Raw genomic sequence first — 18,411 nt, 5'->3', positions numbered from 1 at the left:
CATAATGTTTAAATGTAACTATAACAGATCACTTGTCAGATATGTGATGTCTGAAAAGAAAGGCTGTGAATAGGTGCTAATTGAAAAAATTTCAACAAAGAAAGTTTCAGACACGGTCAGCGAGCAAATCGAGAAAATGATTTTAGACGGCTCGATACCTGCTGGCGAAAAGCTTCCATCAGTAAGAGAGCTTTGCGAGAGGTTTGGAGTAGGACGATCAGCCGTACGTGATGCCATAACTGTTTTAAAAGGAAAAGGCCTTGTAAAAGTGAAACAGGGTGAGGGCACGTATGTCAGCAAGTATGACTCCTCAAAGATTTTCAGCAAAGCTGTCATGCTTCCAAATGCGAATGATATTACTGAGCTTTTTCAAGTTAGAAAAATCGTCGAAACTGGCATGGCTGAAATGGCTGCATGTAATCGCTCTGAAAAAGATCTTACGCTAATGAAAAAGATCTTAACAACTCAGACAGATGCCCCCTGGGAAGATGATTATCAGTTTCACTTATCGATTGCGAAAGCAACCGGAAACTCGCTGCTGATTCAGTTTGTACAAGTTATTTCCACCACGATTAAAAATGCGATGATTGATTTTCACCAATTTATCAAATGCGATTCTGAGGCGATCGAAACCATTGCATTACACCATAAGCACATCTTCGAAAGTATTTCATCAGGAACTTCAAATCTATCAAACGAATACATGCTGCAGCATTTAACATTCGTAGAATCCATCCTTCACAAGAGTCTTCATCAGAGAAAATGAATTTTTTTGAAAATAAAACAAAACATCGTTTGTTATTACGAAACAATTGGAGGTGCTGTTTTGATAATGACTGAATTAATCTCACTTTTACCTGAAGAAAAAGTAAAGACGGAGGGACAGGCAAATCACTTGCTTGGCAATAATGGCGAAATGACTGTTTTTCCGACTGCAGAAGAGGAAATCATACAAGTCCTTAAATTTGCCGATCAGAATGACAAAAAAGTTTCCATAATCGGCGGCGGGACAAAGCGCGGATTTGGAGGATTATCAGATTATTCAGATATCCAATTATCCATGGCTCATTACAGCGGTATTACAGAGCATACTCCAGGTGATATGACCATAACCGTAAAAGCAGGGACAACATTTAAAGAACTGCAGGATTTCTTAGCAAAGCATCAGCAGAAAGTTTCACTTGATCCAGCTTGGCCGGAGTATTCAACTATTGGAGGAATTATCGCTTCAAATGAAAGCGGTCCCAAACGGCTTGGATATGGATCAGCACGAGATTCAGTTATTGGTCTTAGAATCGTTTATCCTGATGGACGAGTTATTCGCTCTGGCGGAAAAGTGGTAAAAAACGTTGCCGGCTACGATATGAATAAGCTTTTTATAGGCTCAATGGGCACGCTTGGAGTAGTGACGGAGATTACTTTAAAGCTTAGGCCGATCCCAAAATACGAAAGTCTTATTCTATTATCTTTTCCTATTGAACTTCAGGAAGAAATGAGGCTGTTTGTGGTAAAACTGCTGGATTCCATGATGGAGCCCATTGCTTTAGAACTGCTGAGCCCTGCCTTATCTAAACGTTTAGCAAATCACAATATGTATACGCTTGCAATCAGTTTTGAGGATTTCGAGCCATCAGTCTACTATCAGGAAGAATTTATTAAAAGCATCGTGCCTGCGGGTTCACTGTTTTCTCTCCTGCCCCAAGCGGAAGCAGAATTGTTTTGGGATGCGTTTTACAAGACAGCGCCTAATGGTGTCACATCAAAGCCTCGTTCTATTACGGAAGCTTCCTTAAAAATTGGCGTAAAAAACATGGATGTTTTCCAAATTGTGAAGGAATGTGCCAGTATGTACAAAACGACGTCTATTGAAGCTCATGGCGGAATAGGACACGGATTATGCCAAGTCATACTGAAGGGAAGCAGCAATGACGTTATGAATGCAATCGAGCGTATTCAGCAAGCTGCATCTCGGTTGGGAGGCTATACAATCATTAAACATCTGCCTTACGCATTGCGTCACAAAACGGAAGTATGGGGAGAAAAGCCATCCTGCTTCTTTTTGATTCAAGGAATTAAAACCGCAATTGATCCACGTTCAATCCTGAATTATAAACGTTACTTGGGAGGGATCTAGTTGAGCATAAGAGAAAGCGACTTAAAGCAAGCATCCCCGGCATGCAAGGAAACAAGTCTCAGCAATTATTTGTGGAAGGATCATCCGGACGAGAGCAAATGGGCAGATTGTGTCCATTGCGGCATGTGTCTGGAGTCATGTCCAACCTATGAGATAACCGGGCAGGAGCAGCATTCTCCGCGAGGACGGGTGCATCTGATCAAATCAGTTGCAGATGGGTTGCTTCAAGTAAACGAACAATTCATGGATCCTGTCTTTGCCTGTCTTGATTGCCGAGCCTGTACAACGGCATGTCCTGCGGATGTGGATGTCGGCGGTCTCATTGAAGAAGCCAGGGGCCAAATCCGTCAGGCTATGCCATTAACAGGTGTAAAAGGAACCGTAAGCAAATTTTTCTTAAAAGGTCTCTTTCCTCATCAAAACCGTTTGAACACCGCGGGAAGTCTGCTGAAATTTTATCAAAAAAGCGGATTGCAAAAAGCTGTGCGCAAAACCGGGATGCTGAAGGTCATGCCAAAACATCTTGCTGAAATGGAAGCCATCATGCCTGAAATCAAGCAGCCGGTCCGCAAAAAGTATAAAAATCAGACGGTCATTCCGGCACAGGGGGAGACAAAGACTGAAGTATCCTTCCTGACAGGATGTGTAATGGACGTTATGTTCAGTGATATTAATGAATCCACAATAAATGTGTTAACAAAGAATGGAAATGCAGTCACCATTCCGCAAAATCAAACATGCTGCGGAGCCCTTCACGTTCATGCGGGCGACAGAGATACAGGCCGCAGACTTGCAAAGCAAAACATTGAGGCTTTTAAAGATTCCGATAAAATCATAGTAAACGCAGCAGGATGCGGATGCATGCTTAAGGAATACGGTGAATTGTTCAGAGAAGTAGAGGCAGAATGGCATGAGAAAGCAGAAAAATTTGCTGCTAAAGTAGTGGATATATCGAAATATCTTCATGACACCGGCTATGAAAAGCCTAAAGCGGAATTAAATACAAGAATCACTTATCATGATGCATGCCACTTGGCACATGGACAGGGTGTACGCCAGGAGCCTCGCGATATCTTACTAGATATTCCAGGCGTGGAAATGGTTCATATGCCTAATGCGGACAGATGCTGCGGAAGTGCAGGCATCTACAACATAACAAATCCGGAAATGGCAGGGGCTGTGCTTGAAAGTAAAATGGAAAATGTTCCTGATGATGTTGAGATGATTTCAATGGGCAACCCTGGCTGCATGCTGCAAATGGCTATGGGTGTTCAAAAATTCGGAAGAAATCAAAAGGTTGTTCATACTGTCCAGCTGCTGGATTGGGCCTATCAAATGGAGAAACAAGGAAAGGAAGAACTGTAATGGCTATTAAAGGACTTAAAACGAAAGATAAACATATTCATAGCCTTGCAAAGCTGACAGGAGGCCCTTCAAACATTCTCTATCATAAGGAAGATTTAATTGCCTATGATTGCGATGGTTTTACCATTCACAAGCATTTGCCAAAAGCGGTTGTTTTTCCGAAAAATACAGAGGAAGTTGCGGCGATCGTCAAATACTGTTCTGAAAATCAGCTGCCATTCCTTGCAAGAGGTGCTGGAACAGGTTTAAGCGGAGGAGCCATTCCCATTAACGGTGAAGTCATTATCAGTCTCGTAAAAATGAAAAAGCTGATCAGTGTAGATCTCGAAAATAGACGGGCAGTCGTTGAACCTGGCTTTGTTAATCTTAAATTAACCAACTCAATTGCAGATAAAGGTTATTACTATGCACCGGATCCATCCAGTCAATATTGCTGCACAATCGGAGGCAACGTTGCTGAAAATGCCGGCGGAGCCCATTGCCTCAAATATGGTGTAACGACAAATCATATCCTTGGACTGGAGGTTGTACTGCCGAATGGAGAGATTATTGAAATTGGAAAAAACGGAATCCCTGATTCGCCGGGCTATGACCTGCTTGGATTATTAACTGGATCAGAAGGAACGCTCGGGATCGTCACAAAGATCACTGTAAGAATCTTAAAAAATCCTGAGTCAAAACAAACAGTTCTTGCTTACTTTGATAGTGTTTCAGACGGAAGCGGCGCTGTTTCAGACATTATTTCAGCAGGAATTGTTCCAGCAGCTCTTGAAATGATGGATAAGGTTGCAATTGAAGGAGTTGAAGCTGCTGCGTTTCCAGTGGGTCACCCAAGAGACATTGAAGCGGTCTTATTAATAGAAGTAGACGGTATTTCCGCCGGTATCGATGAACAGATCGCACAGATTCTTGAGGTGTGCACAAAATGGAATGTCCGTGAAGTAAAGGCTGCTGAAAGTGATGCAGAGCGTGCAAGATGGTGGGCAAACCGAAAGACAGGCTTTGGGGCAATGGGGGCTATTTCACCGGATTATCTTGTACAGGATGGAGTCATTCCGCGAAGCAGACTTCCAGAAGTCCTTGAAAAAATCAATCAGATCAGCAAAGAATCAGGTCTCAGGATCGCCAATATCTTTCATGCCGGAGACGGCAATCTGCATCCGCTTGTCTTGTTCGATTCAAGGGTTCCCGGTCAGACAGAAGCGGCATTAAAAGCAGGCAGCGCATGTTTGCAGGTTTGCGCTGAAGTTGGCGGAACGATTACAGGGGAACATGGGGTTGGGATTGAAAAGAGAGAAGAAATGCGGTTTGTTTTTACTGACGAAGAGATTTTAGCTCAAACAAAGGTCCGGGAAGTCTTTAACCCTGATAATCTATTAAACGCGGGTAAATTATTTCCAAGTCCGGGACGCTGTGCAGAAGTGAAAAAAGAAATGAAAGCAGCAGCTCTATAAATTAAATTGGTAAAATGTTCTGAAAATGATTGTAAACGCTTTGATTTTCATGCTATTATTTTTTTAACAAAAAGAAAAACGACGTTTCGTAATAACAAACACAAGGAGGAACGAATGATGAAAGGCTATATTCAAAAAGGCAATCTTCAGGTAGCAGAGGCACTCTATGAATTTATTAATTCAGAAGCTCTCCCGCATACTGGTTTAGATCAGAATGCATTTTGGTCAGGTTTTGAGGCCATCGTTAAGGAGCTGACTCCTCAAAACAAAGAACTATTGGCAGTCCGCGATGAGATTCAGAGCAAAATTCATTCATGGCACAGGGAAAACAATGAAACATTTGATTTTGAAGCCTATAAAGCATTCTTATATGAAATTGGATATTTGGAGCATGAGGCAGATGGGTTTAGGATTACAACTCAAAATGTTGATGATGAGATTGCTGTTCAGGCAGGACCTCAATTAGTCGTGCCGGTCAATAATGCGCGCTACGCCATCAATGCAGCAAATGCACGCTGGGGCAGCCTGTATGACGCCCTTTACGGGACAGATGCCATTAGTGATGCGGACGGTGCACACCGCGAAGGATCATATAACCCTGTGCGCGGAGAAAAAGTCATTGAATTTGCCCGTAATTTCCTTGATGAAACCGTGCCTTTAAAAGATGCATCCCATAAAGATGCTGCGGAATATGCGATTATTGACGGAACTTTATCTGTCACATTAAGCAGCGGTCAAAAAACAGTTCTTAAAGAGAAAGAAAAATTGGCCGGCTATCAGGGGGATGCTAATTCTCCAGCTGCAATCCTATTAAAAAACAACGGGCTTCATTTTGAAATTCAAATTGACCGAAGCCACCCAATCGGCAAAACAGATTTAGCCGGCGTAAAAGATATTCTGCTTGAAGCAGCGCTGACTACTATTATGGATTGTGAAGATTCCGTTACAGCTGTTGATGCTGAAGATAAAGTGATCGTCTATCGAAATTGGTTAGGATTAATGACAGGAAATTTAGCATCAACTTTCAAAAAAGGAAACCAAACAATGATCCGGACCTTGAACCCTGACCGGTCGTATACCTCAGTAAATGGCGAAGAATTTACTCTTTCAGGAAGATCGCTCATGTTTGTAAGAAATGTAGGTCATCTTATGACAAACAATGCCATTCTTGATGAAAACGGTGATGAAATTCAAGAAGGCATCCTCGATTGCGTGATAACTGCAATGCTTGCAAAACACTCATTACTAGGAACCGGACAATATCAGAACTCTTCAAAAGGATCTGTCTACATTGTTAAACCGAAGATGCATGGATCAAAAGAAGTTGCTTTTGCGAACACTCTTTTTAATAAAGTCGAGGATTTGCTCGGACTTGAACGCAATACCATTAAAATCGGGGTCATGGATGAAGAAAGACGAACGTCACTAAACTTGAAAGCAGCAATACGTGAAGTAAAAGACCGAATCGCATTCATTAATACAGGATTCTTGGACCGTACAGGAGATGAAATTCATACTTCTATGGAAGCTGGCCCAATGATTCCTAAAAATAATATGAAATCTTCAGCCTGGCTTCAGGGCTATGAAAAATCAAATGTTTATGCTGGCCTTGAAAGCGGCTTCCAGGGCCGTGCCCAAATCGGCAAAGGCATGTGGGCGATGCCGGATTTGATGGCAGAGATGCTTAAGCAAAAATCTGGCCATTTAAAAGCAGGAGCAAACACCGCGTGGGTTCCCTCACCTACAGCAGCTACACTTCATGCCCTGCACTATCACCAGGTAGATGTTACAGAAGTTCAGAATCAGCTTAAGGAGAATGTGAAAGACCTAAGAAATGACATCCTCACTATTCCTGTTGCAGAAAAAGCAAACTGGAGCAAGGAGGAAATTCAGCAGGAACTTGATAACAACGCACAAGGAATACTTGGATATGTTGTTCGCTGGGTCGAACAGGGCGTCGGCTGCTCAAAAGTGCCTGATTACTATAATGTCGGACTGATGGAAGACCGTGCAACACTCAGGATTTCCAGTCAGCATCTTGCAAACTGGCTGCACCATGGCATCTGCACGAAAGAGCAAGTGAAAGAAACTCTTGAACGCATGGCAAAAGTTGTAGACAAACAGAATGAAGGAGATCCGCATTATATGCCAATGGCGCCTAATTACGAAAATTCAGTTGCTTTTCAGGCTGCATGCGACCTTGTTTTTGAAGGCTACAATCAGCCTAATGGATACACAGAACCAATCCTTCATCGACGCCGTTTAGAAGCTAAAGCTAAATTTGCAGTAAAGCAATAACCTATTCATTTATTTTAAGGAGATGAGGCAATGCAGCACCTTCGGGAAAAATCGCTGGAACTTCACAAGCGTTCACATGGAAAATTAAGTGTTACTGTTAAAGTTTCCGTAGAAAATTCACATGATTTAAGTCTTGTTTATTCCCCAGGGGTGGCAGAGCCTTGCAGAGAAATTCATCAAAATCCGGAAAAAATATACGACTATACGATGAAGGGCAATCTGGTAGCTGTCGTTTCAGATGGATCAGCTGTATTAGGCTTAGGGAATATCGGAGCTGCCGCTTCAATGCCTGTAATGGAGGGTAAAGCCGCTTTATTTAAAGCATTTGCCGACATTGATGCTTTTCCGCTTTGTCTGAATACGAATGATCCTGATGAGATCATTGCGATTGTAAAAGCGCTTGAACCTACTTTTGGCGGAGTTAATTTAGAGGATATCTCAGCTCCAAATTGTTTTATCATTGAGGAACGTTTAAAACAGGAAATGAATATCCCGGTTTTCCACGACGATCAGCACGGAACAGCAATTGTAACAGCGGCGGGACTGATTAATGCTCTAAAGATGGTGAATAAACGTCTTGAAAAAGTGAAAATCGTTGTAAATGGCGCCGGTGCTGCCGGAATTGCAATTACTAAGCTGCTCCTTGAAATGGGAGCAGAAAATGTGATCATGTGTGATACGAAAGGCGCAATCTTCAAAGGTCGATCAGCCGGCATGAATCCGATGAAAGAATTGATTTCAGAGCTGACAAATAAAAGCCTATTCCAAGGATCGCTCGGAGAGGCTTTAGAGAATGCAGACGTTTTTATTGGCGTTTCTGCTGCGGGAGCTGTTTCTTCTAAAATGGTTCAAGGGATGAATAGGGATGCGATTATTTTTGCCATGGCAAATCCAGATCCGGAAATCATGCCTGAAGCTGCAAAAGCGGCTGGAGCGGTGATCGTTGGAACAGGAAGATCAGATATGCCTAATCAAGTCAATAATGTTCTTGCATTTCCGGGGATTTTTAAAGGCGCGCTGCAAGTGCATGCGACTGAAATAAATGAAGAAATGAAAATGGCTGCCGTCTATGCCATTGCGGATTTAATTACACCATCAGAGCTTGAATATGAGTATGTCATTCCGCATGCTTTTGACAAAAGAGTTGCCGCCGCTGTATCAGAAGCTGTTGCAAAAGCAGCCGTCAGATCAGGAGCTGCCCGCAAATCAACTGTTTGAAAGGAGTACAGACATGAAATTTGTCCGATTTACAGATCAGTCAGATATCTATTATGGAGTTTTACAAGAATCTGAAATCAAAGAAATACGAGGTGATATGTTAAAAGACTGGGAGTATACAGGCCGTTCTTTTCAAAAAGAGCAGGTTCAGCTTCTAGCTCCCTTACAGCCAAATCAGATTATCGGAATAGGTGCAAACTATGTTTCAGATAAGAAGGATATGCCTGAGATTCTTCCTGAAATTCCGGTATTTTTTTTCAAGCCGACATCATCCGTAATCGGACCGGAAGAAAAAATTATCATACCTGCCGGTGCCAAACAGGTTAAATTCGAGTCAGAGCTTGCCGTTATCATCGGGAAAGAAGCAAAAAACGTCCGTGAATCAGATGTTCTGGATTATGTATTTGGCTACACAGTAGGAAATGACGTAACAGCTCCCGCCTTTTTCCACGGAGACGGACACTGGACAATCGGAAAATCATTTGACACATTCACACCTTTAGGACCAGTGATTGAAACAGAGCTGGATCCATTCAATGTGAATGTGGAGGCAAGATTAAACGGGACATTGAAACAGGATAGCCCGACTGAACTCATGATCATTCCGATCCAAAAAATGATTTCCTATTTGACCAGCGTTATGACCCTTAATGCAGGGGATGTGATATTAACAGGAAGTCCTGTTGGGGCAGAATTAGTAAATACAGATGATGTCATTGAATGCGAAATCAAGGAAATCGGCATTTTAAGGAATTCATTTGCCAAAGCACGAGAAAGCGTTAAAAATTAGATGGTCCTTTTCTTTACCCGGAATCAGTAATGATATACTAGAGTAAAAGTCAATTTGCACCAGAGGTGAGAGGGTTGGATCGAGAAAATATGGTAAAGTCCGTCAGCCGGGCATTGGATATTATAACGCTCGTAAGTTTAAAAAAAGGCGGGCTTGGGGTTACCGAAATAGCGAATCAAATCGATATAAACAAAAGCTCCGTATACAAGATATTGTCTACGTTAGTTCAATACGGCTATGTAGAACAGGATGCTGAGACTGGAAAGTACAAGCTTGGCTATAAATTCCTGGAAATCAGCTCAAAGCTACTTGAATCGATTGATCTTAGAGCTGAAGCAAGAATGTATTTACAGGAGCTGGAAAATGAAACGAACGAGGTCATCCATTTAGTTGTGTATGATCAGGGTGAAGTTGTATATATAGAAAAGCTTGACGGCAGTGAAACACTGCGGATGCATTCAAAAGTGGGCAAGCGTGCCCCCATGCATTGTACATCTGTTGGGAAAGCCATTCTTGCCCATCTTCCATCAAGTGTGGTTATGGATATTTTAGAGCGGAAAGGCCTGCCGATGCATACGGACAAAACGATTACAAATAAAGATGATTTTCTTTTGGAACTGAATACTGTCAGACAAAAGGGATATGCTCTGGACCTTGAAGAGAATGAAAACGGGATCACATGCATCGCTGTGCCGATTTTTGACCATATAGGCAATGCGATCGCGGCTGTCAGCATTTCAGGCCCAACTATACGAATGACAGAACATAGGCTGGAACAGCTTCAGTCCCGCATGCAGCACATCGGCAGGCAAATATCCGCAAGACTTGGCTTTGAAATAAAAGAATGATCTTAAATTTTATGATTTGTTCGTGTTCACTTTTTATAGGTATACCGGACAAATTTTTTTTGAGGAATGAAAGAAATTAAATATTCCAAATATTATTGAGATACCTTTCGTTATACAACAATATTTATTATTGTTGTATAACATGTTTCTTTTATTGTAAATGTTGCGCATTTCGAAACAAAAAGGGGGAAATGTTTTTGAGTACCGGGATGTTAGGATTTTTGTCACTGCTGCCGATTTTAGTTGTGGGAATCTTTTTGGTAGGTCTCAGGTGGCCGGCCAGCAAAGCCATGCCAATCTCGTATTTAACCGCGATTGGACTTGCGCTGTTTGTTTGGAAAATACCAGGGGCAACAGTTGCAGCAGCATCTGTCAATGGACTAGTGGTAGCAGCCACGCTGCTGTATATAATTTTCGGGGCGATCCTGCTGTTAAATACCCTGCAGGAGAGCGGTGGAATTAAAACCATTCGTCAGGGCTTTACCGATATTTCAGTGGACAGACGCATTCAGGTCATCATCATAGCGTGGCTGTTCGGTTCATTTATTGAAGGCGCATCAGGCTTTGGAACACCGGCAGCGGTTGCTGTACCGCTGATGGTCGGGCTTGGATTTCCAGCAATGGCAGCTGTTATCGCTGGAATGGTCATACAAAGTACTCCTGTTTCCTTTGGTGCCGTTGGAACACCGATGCTTGTCGGCGTTCAAACAGGCTTATCCGCAGATTCAGGCATTACGGACGATTTCCTTGCACTTGTCACAGAAATTGGAGGTCAGGTTGCGATTTTACATATGATTGCCGGAACGCTGATTCCGCTGTTCGTAGTCGCATTGATGACAAGATATTTCGGTAAAAACAAATCATTTTCTGAGGGATTGAAAGTTTGGAAATTCGCATTGTTTTCAGCATTTGCAATGACGATTCCATATGTCATCGTAGCAAATATTTTAGGACCCGAGTTTCCATCAATGGTTGGAGGTTTGACCGGCCTTGCAATTGTAGTTTTCGCAGCAAAAAAGGGCTTCCTGATGCCGCCAAAAGAAAAAGCTTGGGATTTTGAAGAAAAGTCAAAATGGGATCCTGAGTGGATGGGTTCACTTGAAATGAAAGATATCACTCACAAGAGCGGAAATATGAGCATGCTTAAAGCGTGGTCACCCTATATTCTAGTTGGAGCATTTTTAGTCATTTCAAGATTGAAAGCGCTTCCTGTAATAGATTGGCTTCAATCATGGGTTGTGTCGTTTCCGAACATGTTCGGCTCTGAAGTCAGTGCAAGCTTTCAGCCGCTTTATTTGCCTGGAACGATCTTTATCTTAGTATCACTCATTACTTTCTTTCTTCATGGAATGAATGGAAGCGCATACAAATCTGCATGGTCTCAATCAGCTAAAACTACATTAGCTGCTTCTTCAGCACTTGTATTTACAGTGCCTATGGTTCAGGTATTTACAAATTCCAAAGGCGGAGCAGCGGGTTTTGACGCGATGCCAATTGAACTCGCAAACGGAGCAGCTGCAATAGCAGGTGAATTTTGGCCGTTTTTCGCTACCTTCATAGGTGGAATTGGTGCATTTATCGCTGGAAGCAACACGGTCAGCAACATGATGTTCAGTTTATTCCAATATGATGTTGGCTCTCAAATTGGTGTAGATCCTACTTGGATTGTAGCGCTTCAAGCCGTAGGCGGAGCTGCAGGAAACATGATTTGTGTTCATAATGTCGTTGCCGCTTCAGCGGTAGTAGGGTTAATTGGAAAAGAAGGAGTTGTGATTCGGAAAACGTTATTTCCATTCAGTTATTATGCTCTTTTATCTGGTGCAGTCGGCTATTCGATTGTATGGTATTCACAAAAAGGTATCTTCAATCTTGGCTCCTATGTTGCTGCAGCGATTGCAATGGCTGCCATTTACATAGTGGCAACGAATCAGAAACGGGCAGCATTGATTGTGGAAACCGATCGAAATATGAAATCATAGGATTTATCTTTGCAGAAGCTGCCATTTTGATGGCAGCTTATTTATGTTAAATGAGTTTCCTTTTAGAAAGTGAGCAGGTGACGAAAGAATACGCAAAGCCTTACAGGGCTATTTTGGAATCATCCTAGAAAAACCATTTACCGTACAGAATTTCATCATTATAGAAGGCTTTTTTCTAAAAGATTGTTGCTCTCAGGATATAAAACTAACCACTTGTATTTTCCCCGACTGATAATAATGTTGATTCATTTCTTATGCAGATAACTGAGCAGGATAAAGAAGGAATATTGGAATCACTAACGAAATGTTCAATGAGTGGCGAGGATGTCGGCTCTTCAATAATATTTTTCAGGAGATGATTGATTTGAAGTTGTTGCAAATAAGACTGTTGGTCAAAGATTTTAAGAAAAGCGGCCTGTTTTACCGAGATTTATTGGAGTTTCCAGTAAGTTGGTACGATGAAGACATGGAATATGCGCTATTCAATAATGGGGAAACAAAAATTGAGCTTGTATCTCGAAAAGTTATGGCCGAATTGGTCGGAGAAGAAAATAAGCCTTTAGAAGCTGAGTCTCAATCAAGATTTTTACTTCAATTTCAAGTAGAAGATGTCGATAAGACATATAACCGTTTCAGAGAAAAAGAAATTGAATTTGTTAATGAACCTCATGATCGTAAGGAATGGGGAGCGCGTGTTGCACATTTTCGTGACCCTGATGATAACTTAGTTGAAATATATAAAATGCTGTAATTGATTGGTTAAAATGGGACTAGACCACAGACTGAGCGGTAAGGATGAATGTTGACGATTAAGGATTTATAACCTCACTGAAAATATTAAAACGGTATTTGAAAAAAATAAGGGCAAGAAAGTAAAAGAGTCAAAAGAGTTCTTGTGAATTTTTAGAACTTTTCTGACTCAAATTACTATTGGAAACACAAGTGAAGAACTAGATATAATGATTCTAATCACGAATCAGCTAAGAGTTTGTCTATTTCAGCTGCCGCACGGTCTAAACCAGCCTTAACAGACAATTCACCTTCAAATATTTTTTTTAAGTACTCACAGTACACTTCGTCGATTTTACTCCAGTTCTTAACTTGGGGCCATAAAAAAGCATTCTCAGCAGCCTCCTTATAAGGATTAAGGTAAGAATTATTAGGTATTTTCATAGCTTTGACTGCATCTTGGTTAGTTGGCATCAATCCAGTTTGCGCCATAAGAAGTTGCGCTTCTTTATCTGTCATCCATTTCATAAAAGTCCATGCCGCAGATTGTTGTTTACTGCCCTTCATAATAACTAGGTTTTCTCCGCCAATAATCGAAACAGGACCTTTATCATGTGGAAACGGTACTGGGATGGTCAGCTTTTGAGCACGATCCAATTCTGCTCCATCCAATAGGCTGTAGAACCAAGGCCCTTCGTCTGTCATAAGTATATTTCCGGATTTTACTCGTTCAAAATTTTTGTCATCACCGGATTGATCAGGAAGATTAATGAGTCCTTCTTTATAAAGTGATGTCAATTGCTCCACAGCATAGATTGTTTCTTTGCTGTTTAAATATCCGGAAGCTTTGTTGAAATTCTTATCGGATATGGCTCCACCAAGGGTGTATATAAATGGAATCGTATCCCAAGGTTCCAATCCTCCGAGTCCGATCGAAAAGCGATGATGATGCGCAATCTTTATCACTTCTTCCATTGTGCGCGGAGGCTTTGAATAGCCGGCTCGTTTTAGAAGCTCACGGTTAAAGATCGCAGTCTTTGTGTAAATATTAAGTGGTAGAGAATAATAATTCTTTTTGTAATAGCCTCCAGCCATCGCATGAGGAGAAAACCTGCTTTGGATATCTTGAAAACCTGGGAACATGTTTAACGGTTCAAGAAGCTCTTTATGTGAAAATTCAGGAACCCAGGAGATATCAAGCCGGACCACATCTGGACCTCGGTTGGAAGAGGCGCGTCCTATTAATGTGTTCTTTAATTCGTTATTAAATGCAAAGTTGATCGACTCGACCCGCATGTTCGGATGCTCCCGCTCAAAAGCAGGGAGCAACTTTTGTTCTAATAGCTCGGTTTCTTTGTCGTTGTAGGTGTGCCAAAACGTAATAACTGTTTTTTCATGATTCTGAAGCGTTTGAACATGCTTTGGATCGGAAATCATCGAATGACTTTTACAACCTGCTAACAATACGAGAATCAGTAAACAGGATGCAAGCTTCCATCCCATAATGGTAACACCCTTTCTTAATCTAGCCAATCTTGCTCACCTGGTGTTTTTCCCTGTACGCCATTGGAGTTAAACCGGTTACCTTTTTAAAAACTTTGCTGAAATATTTTACGTCTTTAAAGCCTGCGGCTTCAGCTACATCGTAAATTCGATTTTCATTTTCCACTAATAGGCGCTTCGCTTCCCTGATTCGCAGATCAATCAGATAATCGACAAAATTTCGGCCTGTTTGTTTTTTGAAATAGAGACTGAAATAACTTTTACTGAGATGAACGATATCTGCTACGCTCTGCAGTGTTATGTTCTCGGTATAATGGGAAGCTATATATTCCAGAGCCTTCCTTATTAATTTCTCGTCATATCCATTATCAATCAGTTTTGGTGTAAAGGTAGTCCTGATTTCTCCTAGTTGGCAAACCAGCAAGGATACCATTTGATCGATTGTCTCCGCTTGAAAAAGCAGCTCATGCCGCACTGGGAGCATTGATTCATCTGCTCTGAGCAATCGGTACGTGCCCGTGAGAAGGCTGCACGCCTCCTGCTTTACTTGTTCTGGAGTCAGGGCCCCGCCATTCCAGCGTTTAAGCGCATATTCAATTGCTGATGAAGTTGGATCTCCATTGCTGATCATTTCGAAGAATGGCTTCCAATCATGGATTTTTTTATCGATTCTTATCTTTTCCAAACCGGTTTCCGAACCGTTCATATGATAAAATCTGCCTGGCCCTTCAAAAAAACGTCTTTGGCAAGCTGAAAAACTGTTAGTAAATCCCTTAATAATGCTGTTTATACCCCGCTCTGTCACTATACCTGCTGATGTTGAAACGTCCCATTCCTTTTCTACTAACTGCTTCCACTGAAGGAGTTGCTGCTGCTGATCTGCTCCATTAAGATTAGGTAAAATGAGAAACATACTGCTTTCAGCGACAATCATTGCGGTCCCTATCTCGATCTGCTCATAAAACCTTTTCTGCCATTCCTCCAATAGGAACTGCATATAGAGAAAACCGTGATTTTCCCTCCATTCCTCAGCACCATCCAGCATTAGATAAACACAAGCATAGGAATGTTCCAGCCATGCAGGCGCCCACGCGGTTGACGAATAGGAGGTCTGCTCTTGCACGATCAATCTTTTCATTTCTTGTTCGACACGTTTTCTTTCAAGATAGACGGCCTCTTGTTGATAGTGATTCAGTTCAGAATCCTTTTTCCGTTCTTCCCTCAGCATTGTTATACATCGCCTGAGGACGGCCAGAAGGTCGTCCTTTTTTAGGGTTAGCTTCAACAAATAATCGACCGCGCCGAGTTTAAGCCCTTCTTTTACGTATTCAAAGTCACTGTAGTTGCTAATCAGGATTACTTTGAGCCATGGGTAAAGCTCTAGTGCTTTCTTCGTAAGTTCAATGCCTCCTAACAATGGCATTTTGATATCGGTAATAAGAATATCATAGGGGTGTTTTTCAAGTGCAGATAGGGCTTCGGCACCGTTGGCGTATTGGTCATCGACCGTTATTCCTTCGTTTTCCCAATCAATAAAGGATGTAATTCCTTTCCGGATAACAGGCTCGTCATCCACTATAAGAACTCTAAACATATTGTTCCTCCTGGTGCATTAATTTTTTTGTGTCAGCTCCCAATTTTTTATAATAATACGCACTGTAGTCCCTTGTTCTGACCTGCTAGAGATCGACCATTTCCAATTGTGAGCGTAATATAGCCGCAGAGTGTCAAAGATATGACGTAAACCGATGCCGATTTTTCCTTTTTCAACAGCAGTCACCGGATCATTCAATTCTTTTACCTTATCATCACTGATGCCTAAGCCGTCATCGGTTATAAGAAATTCTAATTTCCCGTCATCAAAATGAATCTTAATCGAGATTTGTCCGTCTGTATTCTTCGGAACAATGCCATGGAATATCGCATTTTCCACCACTGGCTGAAGCAGCATGCGGGGGATAAGGAGCCTTTCCGTACCTGGTTCTATGTCTAACGCTAAATGGAAGGTTTTTTCGTAGCGAAGCTCCAAAATCACCAAATACTTCCGGATTATGTCCAGTTCCTCCTCAACCATAATGATGCTGCCGCTTTTGCCCATATTTGCTTCCAACAAATGGGTGAGTGCCGACAATACGTGATAAGCGCGCTCGTTTTGATTCGAATCAATAAGCCAGCGCAGGGTGCTAAGTGTGTTAAAGAGAAAGTGGGGATGAACCCGGTGCATAACGGCCCGAAGCTCAGCATGGTGCTTTTCACTCTGCTCAGTTTCCACCTGCTGCATTAAATTGACGATTTCAAAAAGCATTTCGTTAAATTGCTTACTTAAAAATCCGATCTCATCAGAGGAATCTACATTCGCTCTCGCTTTTAGATCACCTCGTTGAACTTGAAGCATACTCTGGGACAGTTGTCTGATAGGCTGCGTTACTCTGCCGGCAATGAAAAGCCCAATCCCAATGGCAAGCAAGGAGAAAACTCCGGCTGAAACGACGATCCAGGATTGGAGACGATCCAATTGTCCGCTGATCTCATGGATCGGAACAGTCCCTACTAGCATCCAGCCATTGCTCAGTGACTGCTTAACTCCGTAATAAGGGATGCCATTCGCGTCAAATTCAAATTCAACAGCATCATTACCAACAATATGGTGATACAAATCAGGATTTTCCACCTTCTTATTGATACTGTCTAAATTCGAATCAATCATGATCATTCCGTTCTTATCCACAACGAAAAATTTTCCTGTCTTCCCAAGTTTTAAGTGCTCAATTGTATTAAGAATAGACCGTCCGTCTAAATGAACCTGTACAAGTCCAATATTGTTCAGCGTGTCAAAATCCTTCAGGACCCTGCCGACAGGAAGGGTTAAGTCCGTATTAATTCCGCCCCCGTTGAAATCGTCATACTGAAGCCCTTGCCAAACTAATTCTCCGTCCTTTTGTTTGGCTTCCTTTACCCATTCCTGTTCTGAAAGCTGTATTTTTTTAAGTCTGGCTTCGGAAAAGGTTCCGCTGCCCCAGCCACTGCCTTCCTCTTTCAGCACATAAACAATTTTGACGAAGGAGTTGGAATAGACGTAATTATTCAGCAATGTATTAATGTATTCGGAATTTCTTCTTTGATCGTTAGATGTATTGCTATTTAATTCTAATGCAGCTTGCCGGATGTTCTCATCACTGCTAATAAAATCAGAGGTATCGATTCCAACATTTAATATGAAAGAGAGCGACTCAGCCGTCTGTTTGGTAATTTGAACGGTGGACTCCCGCACGTTTTTCTTCAAGATCGAATTAGACTCCCAGTAAAAAGATAAAGAGATAAAAAGTGTCGATATCAAAATCACAAGCAGAAAAGCCACAATGATTTTAGTTGAAAAGCTTCTATATAAAAATTTTTTTCGGAACATGAAACCCCGCCTTACATTCGTTCTTACTATTAATTATTGTAAAGGGTGCAGAGAGTGATTGCCCAAGGAAGGTTTTGGAAAAGAACACCTGCTAATCAGTTATTTCACTATAAACATATCATTTTTCTCCTTCGTTAGATGTGGAGGTGTTTTATTTTGAGGAAAGACCGAAAAATTTTACCCCCACAGAATTAGCCGTAAAAGACTAAACGAATTTCCATAATATTCATTTAAAACCTTAATAAGGAAAAACCACTCGAATAAGCGTCGTATTTTAAGCAATACTCGAAAAATAAAAGATTGACGAACCCTTATGGAAGCAATCAAAGAGAAAAGTCCTTTAGGTCTCATAGTCTATCATTTTCTAAAAATATCCATTTTCCCGGCCGGAAACTAGGCGTTTCCTTCTCGAATGTAAAGAAAAAGCAGAAAATGTAAAGCTATTCCAAATCAAGATCCACGCTATTTTAAACCATTTTGAAGGAACCTTCTCGAGCATTTTTATGATAATTTGAGAGCCATTCAAATTTCAGGTAGGAGTTTTAACCGATTGTTCAAGACTCTCTTAGTTGCTAACTTGGTAGTGTGCCCGGGAAACAAAATTTGCTCTTGATTGAAAATGAAAAAGAGAATGGAGAGATGGTCTGAAAAAATAAGTTGAAGTGAAGACGTCCAAGAATTGAAATC

At 41.5% G+C, this 18,411-nt stretch carries 13 protein-coding genes; 10 read left to right on the top strand and 3 right to left on the bottom strand.

Going from position 1 to position 18,411, the window contains the following annotated elements; translation table 11 throughout:
* Positions 1-73 precede the first annotated feature (73 nt).
* The 10 genes from QLQ22_RS13260 to QLQ22_RS13215 all read left to right on the top strand — a co-directional run bounded on the left by QLQ22_RS13260 (position 74) and on the right by QLQ22_RS13215 (position 12,837).
* Positions 74-766, top strand: coding sequence for a FadR/GntR family transcriptional regulator (locus QLQ22_RS13260; RefSeq protein ID WP_284014925.1), 693 nt, complete (start codon positions 74-76; stop codon positions 764-766).
* Positions 767-832: 66 nt separating this feature from the next.
* Positions 833-2,134 carry an FAD-binding oxidoreductase gene (locus tag QLQ22_RS13255; RefSeq protein WP_284016819.1) on the top strand — a complete coding sequence of 434 codons (1,302 nt, stop codon included), beginning with the start codon at positions 833-835 and terminating at the stop codon, positions 2,132-2,134.
* A complete protein-coding gene (locus QLQ22_RS13250) occupies positions 2,135-3,499 on the top strand; it encodes a (Fe-S)-binding protein (protein ID WP_284014924.1) in 1,365 nt (454 codons plus the stop codon).
* Complete coding sequence (locus tag QLQ22_RS13245) at positions 3,499-4,953, top strand: FAD-binding oxidoreductase (RefSeq protein ID WP_223435322.1); 1,455 nt, start codon at positions 3,499-3,501, stop codon at positions 4,951-4,953. Before QLQ22_RS13250 ends, QLQ22_RS13245 begins: the two co-directional genes overlap by 1 nt.
* Before the next feature lie 117 nt (positions 4,954-5,070).
* Entirely contained in the window at positions 5,071-7,251 is a 2,181-nt protein-coding gene (locus QLQ22_RS13240; protein WP_284016817.1) for a malate synthase G, read from the top strand.
* Positions 7,252-7,281: 30 nt separating this feature from the next.
* Positions 7,282-8,469 (top strand): NAD(P)-dependent malic enzyme, encoded by a 1,188-nt coding sequence (locus QLQ22_RS13235; RefSeq protein WP_284014923.1) that lies wholly within the window; start codon positions 7,282-7,284, stop codon positions 8,467-8,469.
* 13 nt (positions 8,470-8,482) lie between these two features.
* Positions 8,483-9,259: a fumarylacetoacetate hydrolase family protein gene (locus tag QLQ22_RS13230; protein WP_284014922.1), complete on the top strand. Its 777-nt coding sequence runs from the start codon at positions 8,483-8,485 to the stop codon at positions 9,257-9,259.
* Between the two features lie 74 nt (positions 9,260-9,333).
* A complete protein-coding gene (locus QLQ22_RS13225) occupies positions 9,334-10,107 on the top strand; it encodes an IclR family transcriptional regulator (protein ID WP_223435316.1) in 774 nt (257 codons plus the stop codon).
* A gap of 197 nt (positions 10,108-10,304) precedes the next feature.
* Entirely contained in the window at positions 10,305-12,086 is a 1,782-nt protein-coding gene (locus tag QLQ22_RS13220) for an L-lactate permease (protein WP_252206906.1), read from the top strand.
* A gap of 364 nt (positions 12,087-12,450) precedes the next feature.
* A complete protein-coding gene (locus QLQ22_RS13215) occupies positions 12,451-12,837 on the top strand; it encodes a VOC family protein (protein WP_223435313.1) in 387 nt (128 codons plus the stop codon).
* A 218-nt stretch (positions 12,838-13,055) separates the two neighbouring features.
* On the opposite strand, the gene QLQ22_RS13210 is transcribed toward QLQ22_RS13215, so the two are convergent.
* From QLQ22_RS13210 to QLQ22_RS13200, 3 genes are read right to left on the bottom strand one after another with little or no spacing between them, the layout of a single operon-like run.
* Entirely contained in the window at positions 13,056-14,348 is a 1,293-nt protein-coding gene (locus QLQ22_RS13210) for an extracellular solute-binding protein (protein ID WP_223435312.1), read from the bottom strand.
* Positions 14,341-15,912, bottom strand: coding sequence for a response regulator transcription factor (locus tag QLQ22_RS13205; RefSeq protein WP_223435310.1), 1,572 nt, complete (start codon positions 15,910-15,912; stop codon positions 14,341-14,343). The genes QLQ22_RS13210 and QLQ22_RS13205 overlap by 8 nt, the downstream gene beginning before the upstream one ends.
* A gap of 18 nt (positions 15,913-15,930) precedes the next feature.
* A complete protein-coding gene (locus QLQ22_RS13200) occupies positions 15,931-17,724 on the bottom strand; it encodes a cache domain-containing sensor histidine kinase (RefSeq protein WP_223435309.1) in 1,794 nt (597 codons plus the stop codon).
* Between the last annotated feature and the right edge of the window lie 687 nt (positions 17,725-18,411).

Source organism: Metabacillus hrfriensis (assembly GCF_030127205.1).
In the GTDB taxonomy this organism is placed as follows: Bacteria; Bacillota; Bacilli; order Bacillales; family Bacillaceae; genus Bacillus_P; species Bacillus_P dongyingensis.
The sequence above is the reverse complement of the archived record's forward strand: the minus strand, read 5'-3'. Positions and strand labels throughout refer to the sequence as shown.

Excerpts from the sequence above, each read along its gene's own strand:
- QLQ22_RS13255 (WP_284016819.1), top strand. The coding sequence starts at position 833 with ATGACTGAATTAATCTCACTTTTACCTGAAGAAAAAGTAAAGACGGAG.
- QLQ22_RS13245 (WP_223435322.1), top strand. The coding sequence starts at position 3,499 with ATGGCTATTAAAGGACTTAAAACGAAAGATAAACATATTCATAGCCTT.
- QLQ22_RS13240 (WP_284016817.1), top strand. The coding sequence starts at position 5,071 with ATGAAAGGCTATATTCAAAAAGGCAATCTTCAGGTAGCAGAGGCACTC.
- QLQ22_RS13235 (WP_284014923.1), top strand. The coding sequence starts at position 7,282 with ATGCAGCACCTTCGGGAAAAATCGCTGGAACTTCACAAGCGTTCACAT.
- QLQ22_RS13230 (WP_284014922.1), top strand. The coding sequence starts at position 8,483 with ATGAAATTTGTCCGATTTACAGATCAGTCAGATATCTATTATGGAGTT.
- QLQ22_RS13205 (WP_223435310.1), bottom strand. The coding sequence starts at position 15,912 with ATGTTTAGAGTTCTTATAGTGGATGACGAGCCTGTTATCCGGAAAGGA.
- QLQ22_RS13200 (WP_223435309.1), bottom strand. The coding sequence starts at position 17,724 with ATGTTCCGAAAAAAATTTTTATATAGAAGCTTTTCAACTAAAATCATT.